Source organism: Methylobacterium bullatum, from assembly GCF_014845095.1.
GTDB lineage: Bacteria > Pseudomonadota > Alphaproteobacteria > Rhizobiales > Beijerinckiaceae > Methylobacterium > Methylobacterium bullatum.
The window spans coordinates 18,524-39,029 of the sequence record NZ_NKUG01000102.1 but is presented as its reverse complement, the minus strand read 5'-3'; the positions used below and the strand labels follow the sequence as shown (position 1 = coordinate 39,029).

At 69.1% G+C, this 20,506-nt stretch carries 19 protein-coding genes; 10 read left to right on the top strand and 9 right to left on the bottom strand.

Annotated features, from left to right (window positions below; all coding sequences use genetic code 11):
* The first annotated feature begins 6 nt into the window (after positions 1 to 6).
* A complete protein-coding gene (locus MBTS_RS15225) occupies positions 7 to 2,262 on the top strand; it encodes a xanthine dehydrogenase family protein molybdopterin-binding subunit (protein ID WP_192215958.1) in 2,256 nt (751 codons plus the stop codon).
* Between the two features lie 80 nt (positions 2,263 to 2,342).
* On the opposite strand, the gene MBTS_RS15220 is transcribed toward MBTS_RS15225, so the two are convergent.
* The 8 genes from MBTS_RS15220 to MBTS_RS15185 all read right to left on the bottom strand — a co-directional run bounded on the left by MBTS_RS15220 (position 2,343) and on the right by MBTS_RS15185 (position 9,440).
* Positions 2,343 to 3,626, bottom strand: coding sequence for an MSMEG_0569 family flavin-dependent oxidoreductase (locus MBTS_RS15220; RefSeq protein ID WP_192215957.1), 1,284 nt, complete (start codon positions 3,624 to 3,626; stop codon positions 2,343 to 2,345).
* A gap of 25 nt (positions 3,627 to 3,651) precedes the next feature.
* Positions 3,652 to 3,939 (bottom strand): MSMEG_0570 family nitrogen starvation response protein, encoded by a 288-nt coding sequence (locus tag MBTS_RS15215; protein ID WP_056248311.1) that lies wholly within the window; start codon positions 3,937 to 3,939, stop codon positions 3,652 to 3,654.
* Complete coding sequence (locus tag MBTS_RS15210) at positions 3,932 to 5,110, bottom strand: MSMEG_0565 family glycosyltransferase (protein ID WP_147831040.1); 1,179 nt, start codon at positions 5,108 to 5,110, stop codon at positions 3,932 to 3,934. The genes MBTS_RS15215 and MBTS_RS15210 overlap by 8 nt, the downstream gene beginning before the upstream one ends.
* 5 nt (positions 5,111 to 5,115) lie before the next feature.
* Entirely contained in the window at positions 5,116 to 6,090 is a 975-nt protein-coding gene (locus tag MBTS_RS15205; protein WP_056147676.1) for a sll0787 family AIR synthase-like protein, read from the bottom strand.
* A 2-nt stretch (positions 6,091 to 6,092) separates the two neighbouring features.
* Positions 6,093 to 6,638, bottom strand: a complete 546-nt coding sequence (locus MBTS_RS15200; RefSeq protein ID WP_056147680.1) for an MSMEG_0567/Sll0786 family nitrogen starvation N-acetyltransferase — start codon at positions 6,636 to 6,638, stop codon at positions 6,093 to 6,095.
* An 8-nt stretch (positions 6,639 to 6,646) separates the two neighbouring features.
* Positions 6,647 to 7,735 carry an MSMEG_0568 family radical SAM protein gene (locus MBTS_RS15195; protein WP_056147683.1) on the bottom strand — a complete coding sequence of 363 codons (1,089 nt, stop codon included), beginning with the start codon at positions 7,733 to 7,735 and terminating at the stop codon, positions 6,647 to 6,649.
* A complete protein-coding gene (locus MBTS_RS15190; protein WP_187273373.1) occupies positions 7,680 to 8,771 on the bottom strand; it encodes a Nit6803 family nitrilase in 1,092 nt (363 codons plus the stop codon). Before MBTS_RS15190 ends, MBTS_RS15195 begins: the two co-directional genes overlap by 56 nt.
* A gap of 186 nt (positions 8,772 to 8,957) precedes the next feature.
* Positions 8,958 to 9,440 (bottom strand): MSMEG_0572/Sll0783 family nitrogen starvation response protein, encoded by a 483-nt coding sequence (locus MBTS_RS15185; protein ID WP_018041839.1) that lies wholly within the window; start codon positions 9,438 to 9,440, stop codon positions 8,958 to 8,960.
* 354 nt (positions 9,441 to 9,794) lie between these two features.
* Here MBTS_RS15185 and MBTS_RS15180 point away from each other — a divergent pair, with 354 nt between their 5' ends.
* The gene (locus MBTS_RS15180; RefSeq protein ID WP_056147688.1) at positions 9,795 to 11,255 is read left to right on the top strand and encodes an aminotransferase-like domain-containing protein; all 1,461 of its coding nucleotides are present in this window, start codon (positions 9,795 to 9,797) and stop codon (positions 11,253 to 11,255) included.
* Positions 11,256 to 11,315: 60 nt separating this feature from the next.
* Here the strand turns inward: MBTS_RS15180 and MBTS_RS15175 are convergent, their stop codons facing one another.
* Entirely contained in the window at positions 11,316 to 11,873 is a 558-nt protein-coding gene (locus MBTS_RS15175) for a GrpB family protein (protein ID WP_056147693.1), read from the bottom strand.
* 344 nt (positions 11,874 to 12,217) lie between these two features.
* Here MBTS_RS15175 and gntA point away from each other — a divergent pair, with 344 nt between their 5' ends.
* The 8 genes from gntA to MBTS_RS15135 all read left to right on the top strand — a co-directional run bounded on the left by gntA (position 12,218) and on the right by MBTS_RS15135 (position 20,502).
* Positions 12,218 to 12,940, top strand: a complete 723-nt coding sequence (gntA, locus tag MBTS_RS15170) for a guanitoxin biosynthesis heme-dependent pre-guanitoxin N-hydroxylase GntA (RefSeq protein ID WP_056147696.1) — start codon at positions 12,218 to 12,220, stop codon at positions 12,938 to 12,940.
* A complete protein-coding gene (locus tag MBTS_RS15165) occupies positions 12,921 to 13,568 on the top strand; it encodes a DUF1989 domain-containing protein (RefSeq protein ID WP_056147698.1) in 648 nt (215 codons plus the stop codon). Before gntA ends, MBTS_RS15165 begins: the two co-directional genes overlap by 20 nt.
* A gap of 51 nt (positions 13,569 to 13,619) precedes the next feature.
* Positions 13,620 to 14,336, top strand: a complete 717-nt coding sequence (gene rnhA / locus MBTS_RS15160) for a ribonuclease HI (protein ID WP_018041834.1) — start codon at positions 13,620 to 13,622, stop codon at positions 14,334 to 14,336.
* 14 nt (positions 14,337 to 14,350) lie between these two features.
* Positions 14,351 to 14,914, top strand: a complete 564-nt coding sequence (locus tag MBTS_RS15155; RefSeq protein ID WP_192215966.1) for a DNA-3-methyladenine glycosylase — start codon at positions 14,351 to 14,353, stop codon at positions 14,912 to 14,914.
* Positions 14,915 to 15,111: 197 nt separating this feature from the next.
* Positions 15,112 to 18,042 carry a monovalent cation/H+ antiporter subunit A gene (locus tag MBTS_RS15150; RefSeq protein WP_192215956.1) on the top strand — a complete coding sequence of 977 codons (2,931 nt, stop codon included), beginning with the start codon at positions 15,112 to 15,114 and terminating at the stop codon, positions 18,040 to 18,042.
* Positions 18,042 to 18,410, top strand: a complete 369-nt coding sequence (locus tag MBTS_RS15145; protein ID WP_018041828.1) for a Na+/H+ antiporter subunit C — start codon at positions 18,042 to 18,044, stop codon at positions 18,408 to 18,410. The genes MBTS_RS15150 and MBTS_RS15145 overlap by 1 nt, the downstream gene beginning before the upstream one ends.
* Positions 18,407 to 20,014 carry a monovalent cation/H+ antiporter subunit D gene (locus MBTS_RS15140; RefSeq protein WP_056147709.1) on the top strand — a complete coding sequence of 536 codons (1,608 nt, stop codon included), beginning with the start codon at positions 18,407 to 18,409 and terminating at the stop codon, positions 20,012 to 20,014. Before MBTS_RS15145 ends, MBTS_RS15140 begins: the two co-directional genes overlap by 4 nt.
* A complete protein-coding gene (locus tag MBTS_RS15135) occupies positions 20,011 to 20,502 on the top strand; it encodes a Na+/H+ antiporter subunit E (protein ID WP_056147712.1) in 492 nt (163 codons plus the stop codon). Before MBTS_RS15140 ends, MBTS_RS15135 begins: the two co-directional genes overlap by 4 nt.
* Positions 20,503 to 20,506: the final 4 nt, after the last annotated feature.

The following is a 20,506-nucleotide window of genomic DNA, read 5'->3' as shown; positions in this document are numbered from 1 at the left end:
CCAGACATGGCAAACAGCATCTCCTCCACCGGCACGGACAGCTTCGTCGGCACCGCGCGTAGCCGCGTCGACGGCCCCGCCAAGGTCACCGGCCTCGCGAAATACGCGGGTGAATTCACCGCCGCCGATCTCGCCCATGGCTACGTCGTCTCCGGTGGGATCGCCAAGGGCCGCATCACCGCCATCGACAGCGCGGCGGCGGAAGCCGTGCCCGGTGTGCTCAAGGTCTTCACCCACGAGAACCGGCCGCGCACGGCCTGGCTCGATTACAATTACCAGGACGCCGTGGCGCCCCCCGGCTCACCGTTTCGTGCCTTCTACGACGACAAGATCCATTACAGCGGCCAGCCGGTGGCCCTTGTGGTAGCCGAGGATTTCGGCACCGCCCGCTATGCCGCGTCCCTGGTGAAGGTCTCCTACGAGGCCGAGGAGCCGCTGACCGACGTCGAGCGCCAGCGCGAATTCGGCTACGAGCCGCCGAAGAAGCGCGCCGGCATCAAGCCGCCGCCCGAGCCCTGGGGCGATGCCGATGCCGCCTTCGCTTCGGCCCCGATACAGCTGCGAGGCGACTACACGCTCGCCGTGGAGCACCACAACCCGATGGAGCCGCACGCCTCCACGGTGGTATGGGACGGCGACGGCGCGATCACCGTCTACGACAAGATCCAGGGTGTCTCGAACAGCCAGGGCTACATCGCGGGCGTGTTCGGCATGGACAAGGACAAGGTGCGGGTGCTCAACCCGTATCTCGGCGGCGGCTTCGGCCTCGGCCTGCGCCCGCAATACCAGCTCTTCCTCGCGGTCATGGCCGCGCGTGAGCTCGAACGTTCGGTGCGGGTGACCCTCACACGCGACCAGATGTTCACCTTCGGCTACCGCCCCGACGTGCGCCAGACCATCTCCCTCGGCGCGGACGAGGGGGGCAAGCTCCGGTCGATCAAGCACGATGCCCTGTCGGGTACCTCGCGGTTCGAGGATTACCAGGAGGTCGTGGTCAACTGGTCGGCCATCCTCTACGGAGCCTGCGAGAACGTCTCCCTCGACTACAAGCTGACGCAGATCGACACCTACACCCCCGCCGACATGCGGGCGCCGGGGGCGGTGACGGGGGTGTTCGCCCTCGAGATCGCCATGGACGAACTGGCCCATGCCACCGGCCAGGACCCGATCGCGGTACGCCTCAAGAACTACACCGACCGCGACCCCACCGAGGACAAGCCCTTCGGCTCGAAGGCCCTGCGCGCTTGCTACGAGCAGGGCGCCGAGCGCTTCGGCTGGTCCGAGCGCAATCCCGAGCCGCGTTCCATGCGCGACGGCAAGGAACTCGTCGGCTGGGGCATGGCCACCGGCGTGTGGGAAGCGCTGATGCAGAAATCCGCGGCCCAGGCGACGCTCACCGCCGACGGCAAGCTGGTGGTCGGTAATTCCACCGGCGATATCGGCACGGGCACCTATACGATCCTTACCCAGATCGCCGCCGATGCCCTCGGCCTGCCGATGGAAGACGTGACGACGAAGCTCGGCGACACCGACCTCGCCGAGGCGCCCGTGGCCGGCGGCTCGTGGACGGCGGCCTCGTCCGGCACGGCGGTGATGAAGGCCTGCCGCAAGATCGCGGCGGATGTCTTCGCCATGGCCCGTGCCATGGACGACTCGCCGCTCGCCAATGTCGATCTCGAGCGCGTCGTCTTCACCGGCGGCCGGATCGAGATGGCGGGCGACCCGTCGCGCAGCGTCTCCCTCGTGGACGCCATGAAGGCGGCCGGCGTCGACAAGGTCGAGGCGACCGAGAGCGCCGGTCCGGATGCGGGCCACATGAAGGAGTTCGCCTCCTACACCCACTCGGCCGTGTTCGCGGAAGTGAAGATCGACGAGGAGTTGGGCCAGGTCCGCCTCACCCGGATCGTCTCGGCCATCGCGGCGGGCCGGATCATCAACCTCAAGACCGCCCGCAGCCAGATTCTCGGCGGCGTGGTCATGGGGATTGGCTCGGCGCTGGAGGAAGAGTCCATGCTCGACCATACGGTCGGCCGGTTCATGAACCACAATTTCGGCGAGTACCATGTGCCGGTGAATGCCGACATCCACGACATCGACGTGATCTTCGTGGAGGAAGACGACAAGGCCAACCCGATGGGCGTCAAGGGGCTGGGCGAGATCGGCATCGTCGGCACGGCGGCGGCGATCGCCAACGCGGTGTTCCACGCCACCGGCAAACGCATCCGCGACCTGCCGATCACCATCGACAAGATCATCGGGTGATCGAAGCGACGGAATGATGGAACCACCAAGCGATCCGGGCCATCCGCGGCGGTCCGGGTCGTTCGCTGACGGCAGTCGGCTCAACTCGCCAACGACAGCGACTCCCCGACAGAGCGTTTCGCCCGCAACTCCACCACCCGCTCGGCCAGATACTCCGTATCCCGCGCGATCCCGGAGAAGCGGCCGGAGCCCCAGGTGTGGAGCCAGGGTAGGCCGACGACATAGAGGCCGTCCACCGGGGTCACGCCGCGCGTGTGGATCGGGAGGCCGCGCCCGTCGAAGGCGGGGGCGTCGATGAAGCCGTAATCGGCGCGGAAGCCCGTCGCCCAGATCACGCTGCCGATGCCGGCCGCCTCGGCATCGAGGCTCGGTGCGTGAGGTCCCGGCACCCAGAGCGGGGTATAATGCGCCTGTTCGGGAGCGGCGATCCCCTTGGCGGCGATGTGCCTGTCGATGGCGCCCTGGATGCCGGTATAGACCGCATCCGCGTTATCGAGATTCCGAGCGAGATCGTCGGCGAAACGGAGCACCGGGCCGTCGATGGATTCGAGGCGGCCGTGGAGGCTCATGCCTTCCAGGGCGAAGTGGCGCAGGTCGATGTCGCGGCCCCCGTCCCGGCCGGTGAGGTAGTGGTTGGCCTTGCGCCGCACATCCTCCTTGAGCGGATGGTCCTCCACGGGGAGGTCGTACTGGCCCATATCGGCGAGCCAATCGACGGCATCGCGCCCGCGATGAACGCGCGGGCAGCGCGGAGCCGAGCCCACCACGAGATGGACCTTGCGGCCGGACAGGTGAAGGTCCTCGGCGATCTGGCAGCCGGACTGGCCGGAGCCTACCACCAGCACCGCGCCGTCCGGCATCTGACTCGGATTGCGATAGGTCGAGGAGTGGATCTGCCGTAATCCGGCGGGCAGGCGTGCGGCGAAGGCCGGGATCGCGGGCACGTGATAGCCGCTGATTGCCATCACCACCTGATCGGCGGTGTGTTCGCCCCGGCTCGTCGCCACGCTGAAGCCGCCCTTAGGCCTGCGCCGGATCGCGGTCACCGCCACGCCCTCGGCCACGGGGGCCTCGATCGCCCTTGCATAGGCCTCGATGTAGCCGACGATCTCGTCCCTGGGCATGAAGCCGTGGGGCTCCTCACCCGGATAGGGGAAGCCCGGCAGCTGGCACTGCCAGTTCGGCGTCACCAGGCAGAAGCTGTCCCAGCGCTGGGTCTTCCAGGCATGGGCGATGGTGTTCTTCTCGAACACGATGTGGTCGATGCCGTGCCGGCGGAGCTGATAGCTCATCGACAGGCCGGCCTGGCCGCCGCCGACGACGATGACCGGATGGTGCGAGGGGGGCGTCGGGGTCTGGTCCATGGGGGCGTCCTTCCGGCTCGGGCCGCTATTCCTCGAAGGCTTCGACGGTGACGCGGGCGTCGGGCGTGGCGGAGAGCGCCGTCGCCCGCGCCTCGATCCGGGCGAGCTGTCCGAGGGCGAGGCTGCAGGGGAAGCCGTAGCGGGCCTCCACGCGCGCGCTGGCGATGGTCAGCGCCGCCCGGCTGCGGGCGACGAAATCGGCGACGGCATAGGTCTCGCCGACCCCGAAATGCTCCTTGATCACGAGGGAGGGCGAATAGCAGGCCTCGCGTTGGCCATCGGGCCAGCGCACGTGAAAATGCATTTCAGGCATCCGACATCTCCTGTTTGCGGGCGGCGAGGGACGCGTAAACCGGGCGGTGCTTCTCGGCGCAGGCGCGCCAGGAATGCGCTTCGGCGACGGCGAGGCCCGCTTTGGCCAACCGCTCCCTGGCGGAGGGCCGGAGGGCGGCGCGCATGCCGTGGAGGACCGATCCCTCGTCGTCCGGGTCGACGAACACCGTGTCCGCGGCCGTGAGATACTCGGTGAAGGGAGCCCGGTCGGAGACGATGGTCGGCGTGCCGCTCGCCATCGCCTCGAGCACGCAGAGGCCGAATCCCTCCCTGAGGGAGGGAAACACCAGGGCGTCGGCGAGGCGGTAGAGGGCCGGCATCGCGGCCTGGGGCACCGGCCCCGTCTGCACCACCGGACGGCCGGGGCCGACATCGAGGCCGTTGCGGTCGAGGGCCGCGCGGCAGCGGGCCTGATAGCCGGAATGGTCGAGGAGCGAGGCGCCGCCGACGACGAGGAGCTGCGCCGCCGGCCGCTCCTGCCTCAGCCGGGCGAAGGCCTCGATGATGGCGAGGCTGTTCTTGCGCTCCTCGAACCCGCCGACGCTGAGGAGGATCGGCCCCTCGCCGAGGCCCCACTCGCTCCGCAATGCAGTGTCCCCCTCCCCCGGCTCGGGCCCGAAGGCGTCGGTATCGACACCGTTGCCGACATTGAGGGCGGCGAGCCCGTAATCCCGCGTGAGCGCGCCCTGCCACAGGCTGCTGACGCAGAGGAGCGCGGTGGCGTCGAAGATCGCCCGGTCGTGCCAGTAGGCGAGCTGCGGATCGGAGAAGAGGTCGACGTGGTGGACCGTGCGGACGAAGCCGGGGATCAGGCGGCGGCGGGTGAGGGTGGAGAGCGCGTTGCCGCTGATCGCGTCCTGGGCATGGAAGACGTCGTAGTCGCAGGCCGCCGGCGACGCGAAATGGCGCAGGTAATCCTCGATCCGGGTGCGGACGAGGTCCACCGTCGATCCCGAGACCGGCCGCGCCGCCACCGAGATCACCGGACAGGACGTCTTGCGGAAAAAGCCGGTCCCCGAAGGATCCGGCGCATGGACCGTCGCGCTGTGGCCGAGGGCGGCGAGCGCTTCGCCCAGCGCCAGGGCGTGGACCACCCCGCCGCGCGGATGGGTGGAATGCGCGAGGATCGCGATGCGGAGAGGCCCGGTCATTCTCGTCACGTCTCCTGCCCGCAGCCGATCAGGGGGCTCGCGGCGAAGTCCCAGACCACGGCCTCTTCCGTCCCGTCGGACACCGTCGCGATGCGGCCCGCATCGACGCCGCCGATGACGGAGGCGGCGATCCCGCGATCCGTGAAGCGCCGGAGGACCGGCGCGACGTTCGACGGCGGCACGCTGAGGAGGTAGCCGAAGCTCGGAAAGGCGGTGAGCCAGCGGGCGAGACCGATCCCCTCGGGGCGCGGGATGCGGTCCAGCCGGATGGCGGCGCCGACGCGGGAGCATTCGAGCAGCATCAGCGCCGTGCCGACGAGGCCGGCCATGCTGATGTCCTTGGCGGCCTTGGCGAGGCCGTCCTCGGCGATGCCGGCGAGGATCGCGGTGTCAGCGCGCAGGCGCTCGGCCGGGGCACCGGTGGCCGCATCCCAATAGGGGTGCGGATCGCGAAAGCGGCCGCGCAGGTCGATCGCCGCGACGAGGCTGTCGCCGGGCATGGCGTCGAAGCTGGTGAGGAGGCGCTTTGCCCGGCCGAGGATGGCGACAGCGAGATGCTCGCCCGCGTTGCGGGTGTTGCTGTGCCCGCCGACCACCGGCACGCCGAAGGTCTCGGCCCCCGCCCTCAAGCCGGCCAGGACCGGATCGGCATGGGACTGGTCGCGGCTCCACAGGGCATCGACCACCGCGATGGGGCGTCCGCCCATGGCGGCGATGTCGCTGACATTGACCATCACCCCGCAGAACCCGGCGAAATACGGATCGGCGGCCACGAACCCGTCCATGAACCCCTCGATGGCCAGGAGCAGGTAGCCGTCCCCGTCGGGGATCGCGGCGCAATCGTCGCCGAGCGGTACGGCGGCGGCGCGCCCGCCGAGGCCGAGCCGGCCGATCACGGCGTCGATGTCCCGCTTGTGGGCGAGGCCGCGCCCGTTGCGGATGCCGTGGGCGATCTCGGCGAGGGAGGGCGGCAGGGTCATGGTCAGGCCGTCCGCCGGAGGAGCGTGACGAGGCCGCGCTCGGGGTCGACCATGGGCGGGAAATGCGCGAGATCGGCCTGCATCAGGTGATGGGCGCGGCCATGCAGTTCGACCTCGGTGAGGCTCGTCCAGTGCAGCGCCTGGAACAGGGGCGCGTTGGCGCTCTGCACATGGGCGAGGAAGCGGGTGCAGCCCCGCGCATGCGCCGAGGCCACCGCCACATGGATCAGGCCGGCGCCGAGCGCCCCGACCCGGCGGTAGTCGCGGGCCACCGCGAGGCGCGAGCCCCACCATTCGCCGGGCCGGTCGGCGGTCTCGTGGATGCGCACGGTGCCGACGACGGCATCCGGGGCGCCACCGAGGGTCGAGAGGGCGCAGATCGGGATCGCCACCGCGTCGACGGCATCGCGGTCGTCGCCCTCGAAGATCCCCTGCTCGGCGCAGAAGACCTGCCGTCGCAGGGACGCCGTGCCGGCCCGCTCCCAGGGAGCGGTGGCGAACTTGATCCGGAAATGGCTCGACCGGTAGGCCGGAACGGGCTCGAACATCGTCCCGCTCACCGCTCGTAGGTGGAGAGGGCCGAGCAGGCGCCGCAGCGTCCGCAGCCGGCCTTGATGTCGGTGGAGCGCAACCCCGCCCCCGCCAGCATCGCCGCGAGCGGCTGGAGCACGGAATGCATGAAATCCGGCGAGGGGGCGGGATGGTCCTCCAGCGGCGTGCCGGAAATCGGCACGAACGGCACCACGAACGGGTAGACGCCCATGCCGATCAGGCGCTCGGACATCGTCAGGATGGCTTCCGCCGTGTCGCCGAGACCGGCGAGGATGTAGGTCGAGACCTGACCCTTGCCGAAGACCGGCACGGCGGCGGCGAAGGCCTGGACGTAGCGATCCAACGGCACGCTCGCCTTGCCGGGCATGATCGCGGCGCGCACCTCCGGCGTCACCGCCTCGAGATGCAGGCCGAGCGCATCGACGCCCGACGCCTTCAGCCTGGCGAACCAGCGGTCGTCGTCCGGCGGCTCGCACTGGGCCTGGATCGGCAGGTCGACGGCCGCCTTCACCGCGAAGGCGCTCTCGCACAGGACCGCGGCGCCGCGGTCGGTGGCGTTGGGCGTGCCCGTGGTCATCACCATGTGCTTGACGCCGTCGAGGAGGACGGCGGCGCGGGCAACCTCGGCGAGTTGCTGCGGCGTCTTGTGGGCGATGGTGCGGCCGGCCGCGAGCGACTGCCCGATGGAGCAGAACCGGCAGGTCTTGGTGCGGCTCTGGTAGCGGATGCAGGTCTGCAGCACCGTGGTGGCGAGCACGTCGCGACCGTGCAGCACGGCGATCTTCGAATAGGGCACCCCGTCGAGGGTCTGGAGCCCGTAGAAGCGCGGCTTGCCCGGAAACGTCACCCGGCCGATCACCGTGCCGTCATGCTCGATCACGCTCGACCCGTCGGCATCGGGCCGGCGCACGAGGTAGGGTGAATCGAAGGCGCCCGCCGTATGGACCGGCACCATCACGGTGCGGCCGGCGATGGTCATCGCCTTGTGGTCGGAGGGCCCGGCCCCGCCCCGGCGGCTGGCGACACCGGCGCGGGTGTCAGCCAGCCTGACTCCGTAGGATTGCAGGGCGTTGATCAGGTGCTCCGTCGGCATCCCCTGGTAGACCGGGGACGGCGCCGGCGACGAAGCGGCCGGGGAGGTCAGCAGCGGAGAGTCGCTCATGGTCGGTGCTCCGGGGATGCGGGATGTCCGATGCGGGCGTGGTCACCACCGTGCGGGCGGGACGCGCGTCGTGGTTGAGGCTGAGGAGTTCGGGGCGGGCGTAGTGGCCGACCGAATCCATCATCCGCTTGCGCTTGGTGACGAGCGCCATGTCCATGTCGGCGACGAGGATGCCCTCGCCTTCCGTCATCGGCGGAACGAGATGCTTGCCCTCGGGCGAGACGATGGCGGTGCAATTGCCGCCGCGCAGGGCCCCGCGCATCCGCTCGTCGGGAGAGATTTTTGCGATCTGCGCCTCGGTGAGCCAGCCGGTGGCGTTGACGACGAAGGCGGCGGCCTCCAGGGCGTGGTGCCGGATCGTCACCTCCATCTGGTCGGCGAAGATCTGACCCACCATGGAGCCGGGGAACTGGGCCGCGTGGATCTCCTCGTGCTGCGCCATCAGGGCGTAGCGGGCGAGCGGGTTGTAATGCTCCCAGCAGGCGAGAGCCCCGACCCGGCCAACCGCCGTCTCGACCACGGTGAGGCCGGCACCGTCGCCCTGCCCCCAGATCATGCGCTCGTGATAGGTCGGCGTGATCTTGCGGCGCTTGAGCAGGAGCGTCCCATCCGCGTCGAAGATCAGCTGCGCGTTGTAGAGCGAGCCGTGGTCGCGCTCGTTGATGCCGAGCACGATCACCGCGCCATGCCGGCGGGCTGCCGCCGAGACCGCCTGCGTCACCGGCCCCGGCACCGTCACCGCGCCCTCGTAGAGCCGCAGGTGCTCCGGCCCCTGCGCCGCCGGCGGGGCGATGAAGGAAAAGTACGGGTAGTACGGCACGAAGGTCTCGGGGAACACGATGAACCGCGCGCCCTTGCCCGCCGCTTCGTCTGTCGCGGCGAGCACTCTTTCCAGCGTCCCGCCCGGCCGCTCCAGATCGGGGGAGATCTGGACGGCGGCGGCGCGCACGATGCGTGGCTCGGACAAGCGTGACTCGGACATGGGTCCGTTCCTCGTTCGACATGGTACGCGCGCATTCCCTCTCCCCTCTGCGGGAGAGGGTGGCCCACGAAGTGGGTCGGGAGAGGGGAGCGCCATCTCCGGAGAGGTTGCCCCCTCTCCCGCCTGCTCCGCAGGCACCCTCCCCCGCAGAGGTGGGAGGGTCGTCCTGTCTCACACCGTCCAGGTGTCGATCACCACGGCGTTGTCGCGCTTGTGCAGGAGGACGAGGTCGAGGACGTCGGTGGGGGCGATGGGGCGGATACCCTCGATCAGCGAAGGTTCGCCGTGGCCGTAAAGGGCCTGGAGCGCGAAGCGGCAGGCATAGACCTTGCCGCCTTCGGAGAGGAACTTCACGATCTGGTTGTTCATGTTCATGTGGCCGGGGAAGGCCTCGTCGCCGAGCGTCGGGAAGCCGCGCTGGACGCCGAGCGTCACGCCCGGCCCGTAGAGCAGGACGGAGGTCTCGAACCCCTTGCGCAGCAGACGGGTGGCCTGCAGCAGGTTCACGAAACCGATGGAGCCCTCGAACGCCACCGTGTGGAAGGTGACGAGGGCCTTCTGGCCCGGCTCGGCCTTCACGTCCTCGAAGACCTTCTCTTCGTAATCGACGAAGTAATCGCCTTTCTTATGGTGCTCGGCACTGACGGCTGGCATCGGAAACACTCCCTGATATCGCGATGTCCGCCGCGATCATTGCCGGCGACGGCCTATCAGGGGATGGCAATCCGTGTGCCAGCGTCGAAGACAATGCGATCCAGCCAATTCCACGCTGGGCAATTCATACAATCATGCAGTCAATACGCAGTGAGATGCGCCATCTCTCTCGCTCGCGACGATGCCTAAAAACCGAACACCGGATGCATAGATGCTGGACACATGCATCCGGATACTGCCGACTTATTTGACTGTATTGACTGGAATTCCATGCGGAACCAACTCAGGGGTTCGGCGGCACGACGATTGCTATCCATACAATCCAACATGGGATGGATATTGACTGGATCTGCGATGGCAATCGGACGAGGATCGAGGAAGCCGGGCCGCAGCGCCGGGCCGACGACGAGCCCATCTCCGCCGCCGGACGGCTGGACGCCGGATCTCGGGCGCTGGGGCAAGCCGCATTACCTCGCCATTGCCGAGGCCATCGCCGACGATATCCGCACCGGACGGCTCGCCGTCGCCGAACGCCTGCCGCCGCAGCGCGCGCTCGCCGAGCGGCTGGAGCTGAACTTCACCACCGTGGCGCGCGGCTATGTGGAGGCGCAGCGCCGTGGCCTCGTGGAGGCGAGGGTCGGCCAGGGCACGTTCGTGGCCGGTCCGGCGATGCCGGTGCCGGCACTCAGGATCATGGCCCCGCGCCGGCACGGCCCCGTCGACTTCACCATGAACCTGCCCCCCGAACCCGACGACCCGGCCCTGCTGGCACGGATGCAGGGCGGCCTCGCTTCGGTCTCGGAGGACCTGCCGAACCTGCTGCGCTACCAGGGCTTCGGCGGTACCCCCGAGGACAAGGACGCGGCGATCGAATGGCTGCGCCGCCGCGGCCTCGAAGCGTCCCGCGACCGCCTGCTGATCTGCCCCGGCGCCCATGCCGCCATCGGCGCCGTGATGAGTCTCGTGGCGCAACCGGGTGACACGATCTGCTGCGAGACGTTGACCTATCCCGGCGCGCGGGCGCTCGCCGCCCATCTCGGCATGCGCCTCGTCGGGTTGCCCATGGATGCGGAGGGGATCGACGCCGCCGCCTTCGCGGCCACCTGCACCCGGCACGCGCCGAAGGCGCTCTACCTCAACCCGACCCTGCAGAACCCGACCACGATCACCATCTCGCCGGCGCGGCGCGCGGACATCGTCACCGTGGCACGACGCTACAACGTGGCGATCATCGAGGACGACGCCTACGGTTTCGTGCCGGTGACACCGGCGACGAGCTTCTACCAGCTGGCACCGGAGATCACCTATCACGTGGCCGGCCTCGCCAAATGCCTCGGCGCCGGCCTGCGGCTCGCCTACATGCTGGCGCCCAGCGCGCGGGCGGCGCTCCAGCTGACGGCGGCCCTGCGCGCCTCCACGGTGATGGCCTCGCCGATCACCACGGCCCTCGCCACGCGCTGGATCGGCGACGGCACCGCCGAGGCGATCCTCGCCTTCGTCCGCTCGGAATCCCGGGTCCGCCAAGGCATCGCCACCGGGATGCTGGGGCGGCACGGCGCGACCGCCGACCCCGCCGGCTTCCACCTCTGGCTATCCCTGCCCGAGGGCTGGACCCGCTCGGCCTTCGCCAGCCAGGCCCGCGCGGCGGGGATCGGCGCGGTGGCGAGCGACGCCTTCCTCGCCGCCGGCGAAGCCCCGGAAGCCGTGCGGATCTGCCTCGGCGGCCTGGCCGGCCGCGCGGAAATCGCGCAATCGCTGGAAATCCTGGCCCATGCCCTGTCGCACTCGCCTGCGCTGGCTTCGGCTTATATCTAGCGGATCACATCGGACGCTTCGTGCCCACTTGGGGTGTTCGTGATGGCTGTTGACGGAGGATCAGTCGCCGGGCGGCTCGAACCATCCGACGAGCTCGGCCCAAGCGTTGGCGCCTTCGACAATGATATCGAACACAGGGTCCTTGATATCGTAGTAGGCCTCGGCATCAGCCGGAAAACGTTCTGCTAGACGCTGCTTTATCAAAGCGTAAGAAGCGGCGGCAACGGGCCGGGCACGCAGAAAGTCTCGACAGACCAGGGCGAAACGCTGGTTGAAGCGGCCCTTCTGTCGGACGTGCACGTTCGCTGCTCGACCCTGGCCTCGATAGGATCGCTTTTCCAACTCCCGAGCAGGAAGCTCGAGTCTCGGAGGGCAGTGGTCGCTCAGGATGCGCGTACTTTGGAAGCCCTCTCGCTCGAATGCCGCGTCTTCCACCCGTTCAAGGTCGTCTACTGTCAGTTGAACGTCGATCACATCCTTTGCCGCCAATCCTGGCACCGCCGTCGAGCCAATATGATGGATGTACGACCCGGCCGGTGCCGCCCGAAGCAGAGCAGGTTTCAAAGCAGCAAACTCGGCCGACCAACTGGCCTGAGGAGGAACGATAAGGATCTGCATGGTCTGCCATGGTGGAACTGGTGGCTCTGTTCCGCAATCGGAATGTCGTGGCCCAGCTCCGTCGGCTTCCGGCCGCCAGCCAAAGCAGGGTCTCGGTAGATCCGCGGCAAGTCGCTCTCAAGATGTGCCTAGCGGATCGCACGATGAGTTCGGAGCAATGTATGAAACAAGACCAATCGGCCCAAATCAGAGCCGGCAATGGATCGGCCCTCATCTTGGCTGATCTCGGGAAATCCTGTGGACAGCGACGACCTGTCCCTGCACGGGGCGGAACCTCCCCGGCGGCGATCGGTTTGCCATGTCCTCCTCGGGGTCAGCCTCGACCGACGACGATCCGGAGCCTCATGCTGTTTCCCACCGACGATTCCGTGCATCCCCTCGCGCTGAAATTCCACGCCTTCATCAAGGATCAGCCCTTCCCTTGCGTCGGCGCGAAATCCGCCCTTGCCAAGGGCCAGCTGAAGGTGCTGGTCGCCCGCGACGTCGCCTCGGGCTGGGACGACACACGGATCTATCCGGCGCTCCTCGCCTTCATCTGTCGCTATCGGGCGAACCCGAAGCTGTTCCAGAGCTTCGCCGTGGTGTTCGAGGATGCGTCGCCCCTGTCCGAGGAGCGGTTCGAGGGGCACCTCTGGGATCGCGTGCAATCCCTGTCCGACAAGGACGCTTTCCTCGGCCAGCGCTACGACAAGCGCGTGCAGGCCGACCCGGATGACCCGCATTTCGCCCTGTCCTTCGGTGGCGAGGCATTCTTCCTCGTTGGGATGCATCCCGGCGCGAGCCGGCCGGCCCGCCGCTTCTCGCATCCCGTCCTCGTCTTCAATGTGCGCGCACAGTTCGAGCAGCTGCGTGAAGAGGGCCGCTACGAGGGGCTGCGCTCGGCGATCCTCGCCCGCGACGAGGCGCTGGCCGGCTCGATCAACCCCATGCTGGCCCGGCACGGCGATGCCTCCGAGGCGCGCCAGTACAGCGGCCGCGCCGTCGGCGGCGACTGGGTCTGCCCGTTCCAGGGTCGGGCCAAGGGCGACAACGACCGCCTCGCCGAGGATGGCCGCGATGCCGCCTGACACCGCCCTCCCCCCGATCCGTCGCCAGGAAATCGCGCCCCGCAGCGGCGTCGCCTTCGAGCTCGCCAAGGGCGACCGCCTGACCATCATCGACCCTAAGGGCGAACAGGTGGCAGACCTCCTCGCCTTCTCCGTGGCCGACCGCGACGAGGTGATCTCGTCGGGCCGCACCCTCGATTACGCCAGCCGCATCTACCTCACGACGGGCGATCCGATCTATTCGAACCGCTCCAACGTCCTCCTGCGCATCGTTGAGGATACGGTGGGGCGGCACGATTTCCTGCTTACCCCGTGCTCGGCCGACACGTTCCGGATCATCTATGGCGACACACATCCGCACCACGGCTGTTTCGGCAACCTCGCCGCCGCGCTCGCGCCCTACGGCATCGAACCGGACCGCATCCCGGTGGCCTTCAACGTGTTCATGAACGTCGTGGTGAACGGCGAGACCGGGGAATTGAAGGTCGAGCCGCCCCTGAGCCGGGCCGGCGATCACGTGACCTTCGAGGCCGAGACCGACCTCATCATCGGCCTCACCGCCTGCTCGGCCCTGCAATCGAACAACAATGCCTTCAAGCCGATCCATTACGAGATCCGGCCCGCAGATGCGGCGCCGCAATCGCCCTGACCCTGCGCCTCGTGCTAGGGGCCCCGCTGCCCCGGACACGAGACCAGCGCCATGACGACCACGAAGCCCGCCCTCGCCCGCGCCGTCGCCTATGCCGATGGCGGCTGCGATCCCAATCCCGGCCCCGGCGGCTGGGGCGTGGTGATCGAGGGCCCGGAGGGCAAGGTCGAACTCTGCGGCGGTGATCGTGCCACCACCAACAACCGCATGGAACTGACGGCGGCGATCAAGGCCCTGTCGCATTTCCCCCCCGGCTCGGCGATCGAGATGCGCTGCGACAGCCAGTACGTCATCAAGTCGGTCACCGAATGGATGCGCGGCTGGAAGGCGAAGGGCTGGCGCACCAGCACCGGGCCGGTGAAGAACGTCGAACTGATGCAGGAACTCGACGCCCTCAACGCCGCCCGCGACGTGAAATGGACCTGGGTGCGGGGCCATACCGGCAATGTCGGCAACGAGCGCGCCGACCGGCTGGCGGCACAGGGCCGGCGGCAGGCCCTCGGACTGGCTCCGGCGAGCGAGCCGGTTCCGTCCCCCGCCGTCCCGGCGGTGGTGCCTCCTCCGGGCGTGGCGGCGGAAGCACCGGCTCCTGCCCCCCGCACGACGCAGGTGGCGATCGATCTCGGCCTCGGCCTCGACGTGTCGCGGGGGGCCAAGCTCGCCGGCCTCACGCCCCAGGCCTTCGTCGAACGGGCGATCCGCGTGGCGCTGAAGCTCGGGCCAGACGGCATCGCCCGCGTGCTGGATGGCGGTTCCGCCAAGCCGTGAGCCTTGGGCAAGCCGTGAGCCTCGGGGCGGATTTCTATGCGCGGCCGGCGGCGGCGGTCGCCTCAGACCTGATCGGATGCCGCCTCCTCGTCTCCGGGATCGGCGGGCTCGTGGTCGAGACCGAGGCCTATGACCGGAGCGACCCCGCCTCCCATAGTTTCAACGGCCCGACCCGGCGCAATGCGAGCATGTTCGGGCCGCCGGGCCATGCCTATGTCTACCGCTCCTACGGCATGCATTGGTGCCTCAACCTCGTCTGCGAACCGGGGAGCGCGGTACTGATCCGCGCGCTCGAGCCGGGCCAGGGGATCGAGACCATGCGCGAGCGGCGCGGGCTCGACGCGCTCCGCCTCCTCTGCGCGGGGCCGGGCCGCCTGTGTCAGGCCCTGGCGGTGTCGAGCCTGCACGACGGCCTCCCCCTCGACCGGCCGCCCTTCCAACTGGAGCGACGGAGCGCAACGCCGGACATCGTGGCCGACCGCCGCATCGGCATCACGCGTGGGGCGGATACCCCCTGGCGCTTCCTCCTCGCGGGATCGGCCTATCTCAGCAAGCCGGTGTCGCGCCGACGGGAATAGGCCGGCGGGAACAGGGCGGAAGTGCCTTCGATGTCGCGGTAATTCCCGGAATCTCGCGGCTCTCCGCCCTCGCCACGTCTGATGTTGCAGCCTATACCGCAGCTTATCCGCGCGAGCGCTCCGCTCTTCGCTTCGCCGGGATCCCCTCCACACCCCATGGATGGCGGTCCCGCCCAACGAGGGTCTTGCCCGAGCCGATGCCGCCTCACCTGCTCCTCGCCACCGCCGCCATCCTGCCCTTCCTCGGCAGTGTCGTAGCGATCTGCCTGCCGGGCCACGCACGCAACGCCGCCGCGATCGTTGCGGGTGTCGTGATGGTGACCTGCCTCGCCTGCATCGGGCTGCTCTACCCCGCCGTCGCCGGCCCGGCCCCCGTCATCTGGGCGGTGGACTGGCTGCCGACGCTGGGCGTCCGGTTCGTGCTGCGGCTCGACGGGCTGTCCTGGCTGTTCGCCGTCCTGGTGCTCGGAATCGGCGCGCTCGTGGTGCTTTATGCGCGCTACTACATGGCGGAAGCGGACCCGGTGCCGCGTCTGTTCTCGTATTTCCTCGCCTTCGTCGGCGCGATGCTGGGCATCGTGCTCTCGGGCAACCTGATCCAGCTCTTCGTCTTCTGGGAATTGACGAGCATCGTCTCGTTCCTGCTCATCGGCTATTGGTCCGACAACGCCTCCGCACGGGACGGCGCGCGGATGGCGCTGACCATCACGGCGGCGGGCGGCCTCTGCCTGTTCGTCGGTCTGGTGCTCATCGGGCAGATCGTCGGCAGCTACGACCTCTCGGCGGTGCTCGCCTCGGGCGACGCGATCCGCAACAATCCGCTCTACCTGCCGGCCCTGGTCCTGGTGCTGGCCGGCGCGCTGACGAAGTCGGCGCAGTTCCCGTTCCACATCTGGCTGCCGCGCGCCATGGCGGCACCGACGCCGATCAGCGCTTACCTGCATTCGGCCACCATGGTGAAGGCCGGCATCTTCCTGATGATCCGGTTCTGGCCGGTGCTGGCCGACACCGAGGCCTGGTACTGGATCGTCGGCACCGCCGGCATGATCACGATGCTGGTGGGCGCGTGGAGCGCGATCTTCCAGCACGACCTCAAGGGTCTGCTCGCCTATTCCACCATCAGCCATCTCGGGCTGATCACCCTGCTCCTCGGCCTCGATTCACCGCTGGCCGTCGTGGCGGCGATCTTCCACACGGTGAATCACGCGACGTTCAAGGCCTCGCTGTTCATGGCGGTGGGCATCATCGACCACGAGACCGGGACGCGCGACATGCGCCGCCTCAGCGGCCTGTGGCAGGCCATGCCCTATACCGCCACCCTGGCGATGGTCGCCGCCGCCGCGATGGCGGGCGTGCCGCTCCTCAACGGCTTCCTGTCGAAGGAGATGTTCCTGGCGGAGGCGGTCGACAACGCGGACGGCCACCTGCTCAACCTCGCTTTGCCGGTACTGGCGACGTTGGCGAGCGCCTTCACCATGCTCTATTCCGTGCGCTTCATCCGGCAGGCCTTCTTCGGACCCGCCCCGCACGACCTGCCGCACGCGCCCCACGAGCCGGTCCGCTGGATGCGCATCCCGATCGAGCTCCTCGTCCTCGTCTGCGTCGCCATCGGCCTCGTGCCGAACCTGACGATCGGCCCCCTCCTTGCAGGCGCGGTCCGGGCGGTCCTGGGTGAGCGGACCCCCGATTACGACCTCGCCATCTGGCACGGCTTCAACGCGCCGCTGGCGCTCAGCATGGTGGCGCTGCTGGGCGGCATCGCGCTCTATGTTGCGTTCGGGCGGCGGATCAACACCAACCCCCGCGGCGGACCCTGGCTGATGGACCGGATCGACGGCGGCTGGCTGTTCGAGCGGACCATGACCGGCCTCGTGAACGGCGCGCGCCGCCTGGAAGCCGGGCTCGGCGCCGAGCGCCTCCAGGCGCAGTTGCGCATTCTTTTCCTCACCGTGCTCCTGGCCGCCGTAGTGACGGGAGCGGCACGGGGCCTCGACCTGTTCGCGCCGGGCAAGACCACGGAGTTCGATCCGGCCTTCGCGCTGATGTGGCTCGTGGGCGCGGCCTGCGCCATCGGCGCGGCGGAGCGGGCGAAGTACCACCGGCTGTCCGCCGCCATCTTCGTCGGCGGGGCGGGGCTCGTGAGCAGCCTCACCTTCCTCTGGCTCTCCGCCCCGGATCTCGCGGTGACGCAGATCCTGGTGGAGATCGTCACCACCGTGCTGCTGCTTCTGGGCCTGCGCTGGCTGCCCAAGCGCAACGCAGCGATTCCGACGCCGGCTTGGGAGAGAACGCGGTCCCGCCGGCGCCGGCTCATCGATCTCGGCATCGCCGCCTTTGCCGGCATCGGGCTCGCCGGGCTGGCCTACGCGGTGATGACCCGGCCCGCCGTCGACGGGATCGCCCGCTGGTTCATCGAGGAGGCCTACCCGCAGGCGGGCGGGCGCAACGTCGTCAACGTGCTGCTGGTGGATTTCCGGGCCTTCGACACGCTCGGCGAAATCTGCGTGCTGGGCATCGTCGGCCTGACGGTGTTCGCGCTCCTTCGCCGCTTTCGCCCCGCTTCGGACAGTCTCGGTCCTCCCAAGCAGCAGGTGAACCACGACGCCTATGACGATGCCCGCGAGGGTCGCGAGCTCGGCGACACCACCGCCGATGCTCTCCTCGTCCCCCGCGTGGTGATGACGTGGCTGTTCCCTTTCATCGTCCTCCTCGCCCTGCACCTGTTCCTGCGCGGCCACGACCTGCCGGGCGGCGGCTTCGCAGCGGGCATCGCGCTCACCATCGCCTTCATGCTGCAATACATGGCCCAGGGCGCGCAGTGGGTCGAAGAGCGGCTGCGGATCCAGCCGATCTCGTGGATCGGCATCGGCCTGCTGGTCTCCGTCTCGGTCGGCGCCGGCTCCTGGCTGTTCGGGCGTCCGTTCCTGACCGCCTATTTCGCCTATTGGAAGCCGCCGCTCCTGGGCAAGGTCCCGGTGGCGAGCGCGCTGCTGTTCGATCTCGGGATCATGGTGCTGGTGGTGGGCGCGAGCGCGCTGATGCTCGTCGCCCTGGCGCACCAATCCCTGCGGCGCACCCGCCCCGTCGAGGCGGCGGCGGAGCGGGCCGTCGAGAAGGAGCCCGCCTGATGGAGATCGTGCTGTCCCTGGGGATCGGCGTCTTCGCCGCCTCGGGCATCTGGCTGATGCTGCGTCCCCGCACCTTCCAGGTCGTGCTCGGCATCTCGCTGCTGAGCTACGCCGTCAACCTGTTCATCTTCGCCATGGGCCGGCTGACGGTGGGCGCGCCGCCGGTGCTCGGGGCCGGGGCCGACATCGTCTCCGTGGACGATCCGGTGCCGCAGGCCCTGGTCCTCACCGCCCTGGTGATCGGCTTCGCGCTCACCGCGCTCTTCCTCGTCGTGCTGCTCGCCGCCCGCGGCATCACCGGCAGCGACCATGTGGACGGCCGCGAGCCGCACCTGGCGGAGCCGAATCCAGAGAACCCGCATCCATGAACGCCACGGTTCTGAATGCCCCCCTGGTCAGCGACTGGACCGACCATCTCGTCGTCCTGCCCATCGTTCTGCCGATCGCGGTGGCCGGGGCGATGTTCCTCATGGACGAGCGCCGGAGTCGGCTGAAAGGGGCGCTCAGCCTCGCCACGGTGCTGGCCCTCCTCGGCATATCCCTCATCCTCGTCTGGCGCGCGAGCGAGGCCGCGCAGATCTACCGCCTCGGCAACTGGGCCGCGCCCTACGGGATCGTGCTGGTGGCAGACCGGCTGTCGGCCCTCATGCTGGCGCTCGGCAGCGTGCTGGGCCTGTGCGCCCTGGTCTTCTCCTTCGCCCGCTGGGGCCGGGCGGGGCCGCGCTTCCACGGCCTGTTCCTCCTGCTCCTGATGGGCGTCAACGGCGCCTTCCTCACCGGAGACCTGTTCAACCTGTTCGTATTCTTCGAGGTGATGCTGGCCGCCTCCTACGGTCTCGTCCTGCACGGATCGGGCGAGACGCGGATACGGGCCGGCCTCGGCTACATCGCGGTCAATCTCGTCGCCTCGCTGTTCTTTCTCGTCGGCGTCAGCCTCATCTACGGCACGATGGGGACCCTCAACATGGCCGACCTCGCCCGGCGGCTCGCCGCGCCGGAGGCGGGGGAACTCGCCCTGTTCGAAATCGGCTGCGCGATCCTCGGCATCGCCTTCCTCATCAAGTGCAGCGCCTGGCCGCTCGGATTCTGGCTGCCCACCACCTACGCGGCGGCGAGCGCGCCGGCGGCCGCGATTCTCGCGATCCTGAGCAAGGTCGGCATCTACGTGGTGGTGCGCCTGAGCCTGCTGCTGTTCGGGGCCGGCCTGTCGGAGGGGTTCGGACAGACCTGGATTCTCGCCGCCGGGCTCGCGACGATGGCCTATGGCGCCATCGGCATCCTGGCCGCGCGCGACCTCACGCGGGCGGCGGGCTATGCGGTGATGATCTCGTCGGGCACGGTGCTGGCGGCTTTAGGGAGCGGCAACGACGGGGCGCTCTCGGGCGCCCTGTACTACCTCCTCGGCTCCACCCTCGCGGCGGGCGCCCTGTTCCTGCTGGCCGAGATCCTCCAGCGCGGCCGCGACCCGCTGGAGGCCGCCCAGGCCGTCTTCGCCGACGAGTACCGCGACCCGTTCGACGATGCCGACGCCACCGAGATCGGCCGGGCGATCCCGGCGGCCGTGGCGCTCCTCGGGAGCGGCTTCCTCGTCTGCACGCTGATGTTGGCGGGGGTTCCCCCGCTCTCCGGTTTCGTCGGCAAGCTCGCGATCTTCACGGGGCTCACCACGGGCACGATGACCGCGTCCGCCTGGTGGCTCATCACCGCGCTGACCCTGTCGAGCTTCGCCACGCTGATGCCGATGGTGCGGCTTGGGATCAAGAACCTCTGGGTTCCGAGCGACGACCCGCCGCCGGTCCTGCGCCTCTCGGAATTCACCGCTCTCGCCGGCCTGCTCGCCGCCTGTGTGGCCCTCGCCGTCTGGGGCGGCCCGGCCCTCGCCTATGCCGACGACACCGTGCGCTGGCTGGCCCAGCCGCAGGATTACGTTCGCGCCGTCCTCGGGCCGACGCGGGAAGGCGGTGGATCGTGAGCCGCCTCCTGCCCTACCCCATCCTGTCGGCCTGCCTCGCCGCGACCTGGCTCTTGCTGAACGCGCCGCTCTCCCCGGGCAACGTCCTTCTGGCGCTGCTGGTCGGCCTCATGGTTCCCGCCGTCATGCTGGCGCTACGGCCTCCCTCGGTGCGGGTGCGCGCGCCCGGCATCCTCGCGCGGCTCGCCGTGATCGTGCTCTACGACATGGTGCGCTCGAACATCGATGTCGCCCGCATCATCCTCGGGCTTCGCGGGGGCGAGCGGCGGACCGGCTTCGTCACGATCCCCCTCGACATGCGCGCGCCGTTCGGTCTCGCGATCCTGTCGATCATCCTCACCGGCACGCCCGGCACCCTCTGGGTCCAGTACGATTCCGACACGGGCTGCCTACTCATCCACGTGCTCGACTACACGGATGGCGAGGAATGGGTGCGGCGGGTGAAGGACCGCTACGAGCGCCCCCTGATGCAGATTTTCGCCCCATGAGGTT

Excerpts from the sequence above, each read along its gene's own strand:
- MBTS_RS15165 (WP_056147698.1), top strand. The coding sequence starts at position 12,921 with ATGGCCGCGATGCCGCCTGACACCGCCCTCCCCCCGATCCGTCGCCAG.
- MBTS_RS15205 (WP_056147676.1), bottom strand. The coding sequence starts at position 6,090 with ATGACCCTGCCGCCCTCCCTCGCCGAGATCGCCCACGGCATCCGCAAC.
- MBTS_RS15150 (WP_192215956.1), top strand. The coding sequence starts at position 15,112 with ATGCCGCCTCACCTGCTCCTCGCCACCGCCGCCATCCTGCCCTTCCTC.
- MBTS_RS15215 (WP_056248311.1), bottom strand. The coding sequence starts at position 3,939 with ATGCCTGAAATGCATTTTCACGTGCGCTGGCCCGATGGCCAACGCGAG.
- MBTS_RS15200 (WP_056147680.1), bottom strand. The coding sequence starts at position 6,638 with ATGTTCGAGCCCGTTCCGGCCTACCGGTCGAGCCATTTCCGGATCAAG.
- MBTS_RS15140 (WP_056147709.1), top strand. The coding sequence starts at position 18,407 with ATGAACGCCACGGTTCTGAATGCCCCCCTGGTCAGCGACTGGACCGAC.
- MBTS_RS15175 (WP_056147693.1), bottom strand. The coding sequence starts at position 11,873 with ATGCAGATCCTTATCGTTCCTCCTCAGGCCAGTTGGTCGGCCGAGTTT.
- MBTS_RS15145 (WP_018041828.1), top strand. The coding sequence starts at position 18,042 with ATGGAGATCGTGCTGTCCCTGGGGATCGGCGTCTTCGCCGCCTCGGGC.
- rnhA (WP_018041834.1), top strand. The coding sequence starts at position 13,620 with ATGACGACCACGAAGCCCGCCCTCGCCCGCGCCGTCGCCTATGCCGAT.
- MBTS_RS15210 (WP_147831040.1), bottom strand. The coding sequence starts at position 5,110 with ATGACCGGGCCTCTCCGCATCGCGATCCTCGCGCATTCCACCCATCCG.
- MBTS_RS15220 (WP_192215957.1), bottom strand. The coding sequence starts at position 3,626 with ATGGACCAGACCCCGACGCCCCCCTCGCACCATCCGGTCATCGTCGTC.
- MBTS_RS15180 (WP_056147688.1), top strand. The coding sequence starts at position 9,795 with ATGGCAATCGGACGAGGATCGAGGAAGCCGGGCCGCAGCGCCGGGCCG.
- MBTS_RS15185 (WP_018041839.1), bottom strand. The coding sequence starts at position 9,440 with ATGCCAGCCGTCAGTGCCGAGCACCATAAGAAAGGCGATTACTTCGTC.
- MBTS_RS15195 (WP_056147683.1), bottom strand. The coding sequence starts at position 7,735 with ATGCCGACGGAGCACCTGATCAACGCCCTGCAATCCTACGGAGTCAGG.
- MBTS_RS15225 (WP_192215958.1), top strand. The coding sequence starts at position 7 with ATGGCAAACAGCATCTCCTCCACCGGCACGGACAGCTTCGTCGGCACC.
- gntA (WP_056147696.1), top strand. The coding sequence starts at position 12,218 with ATGCTGTTTCCCACCGACGATTCCGTGCATCCCCTCGCGCTGAAATTC.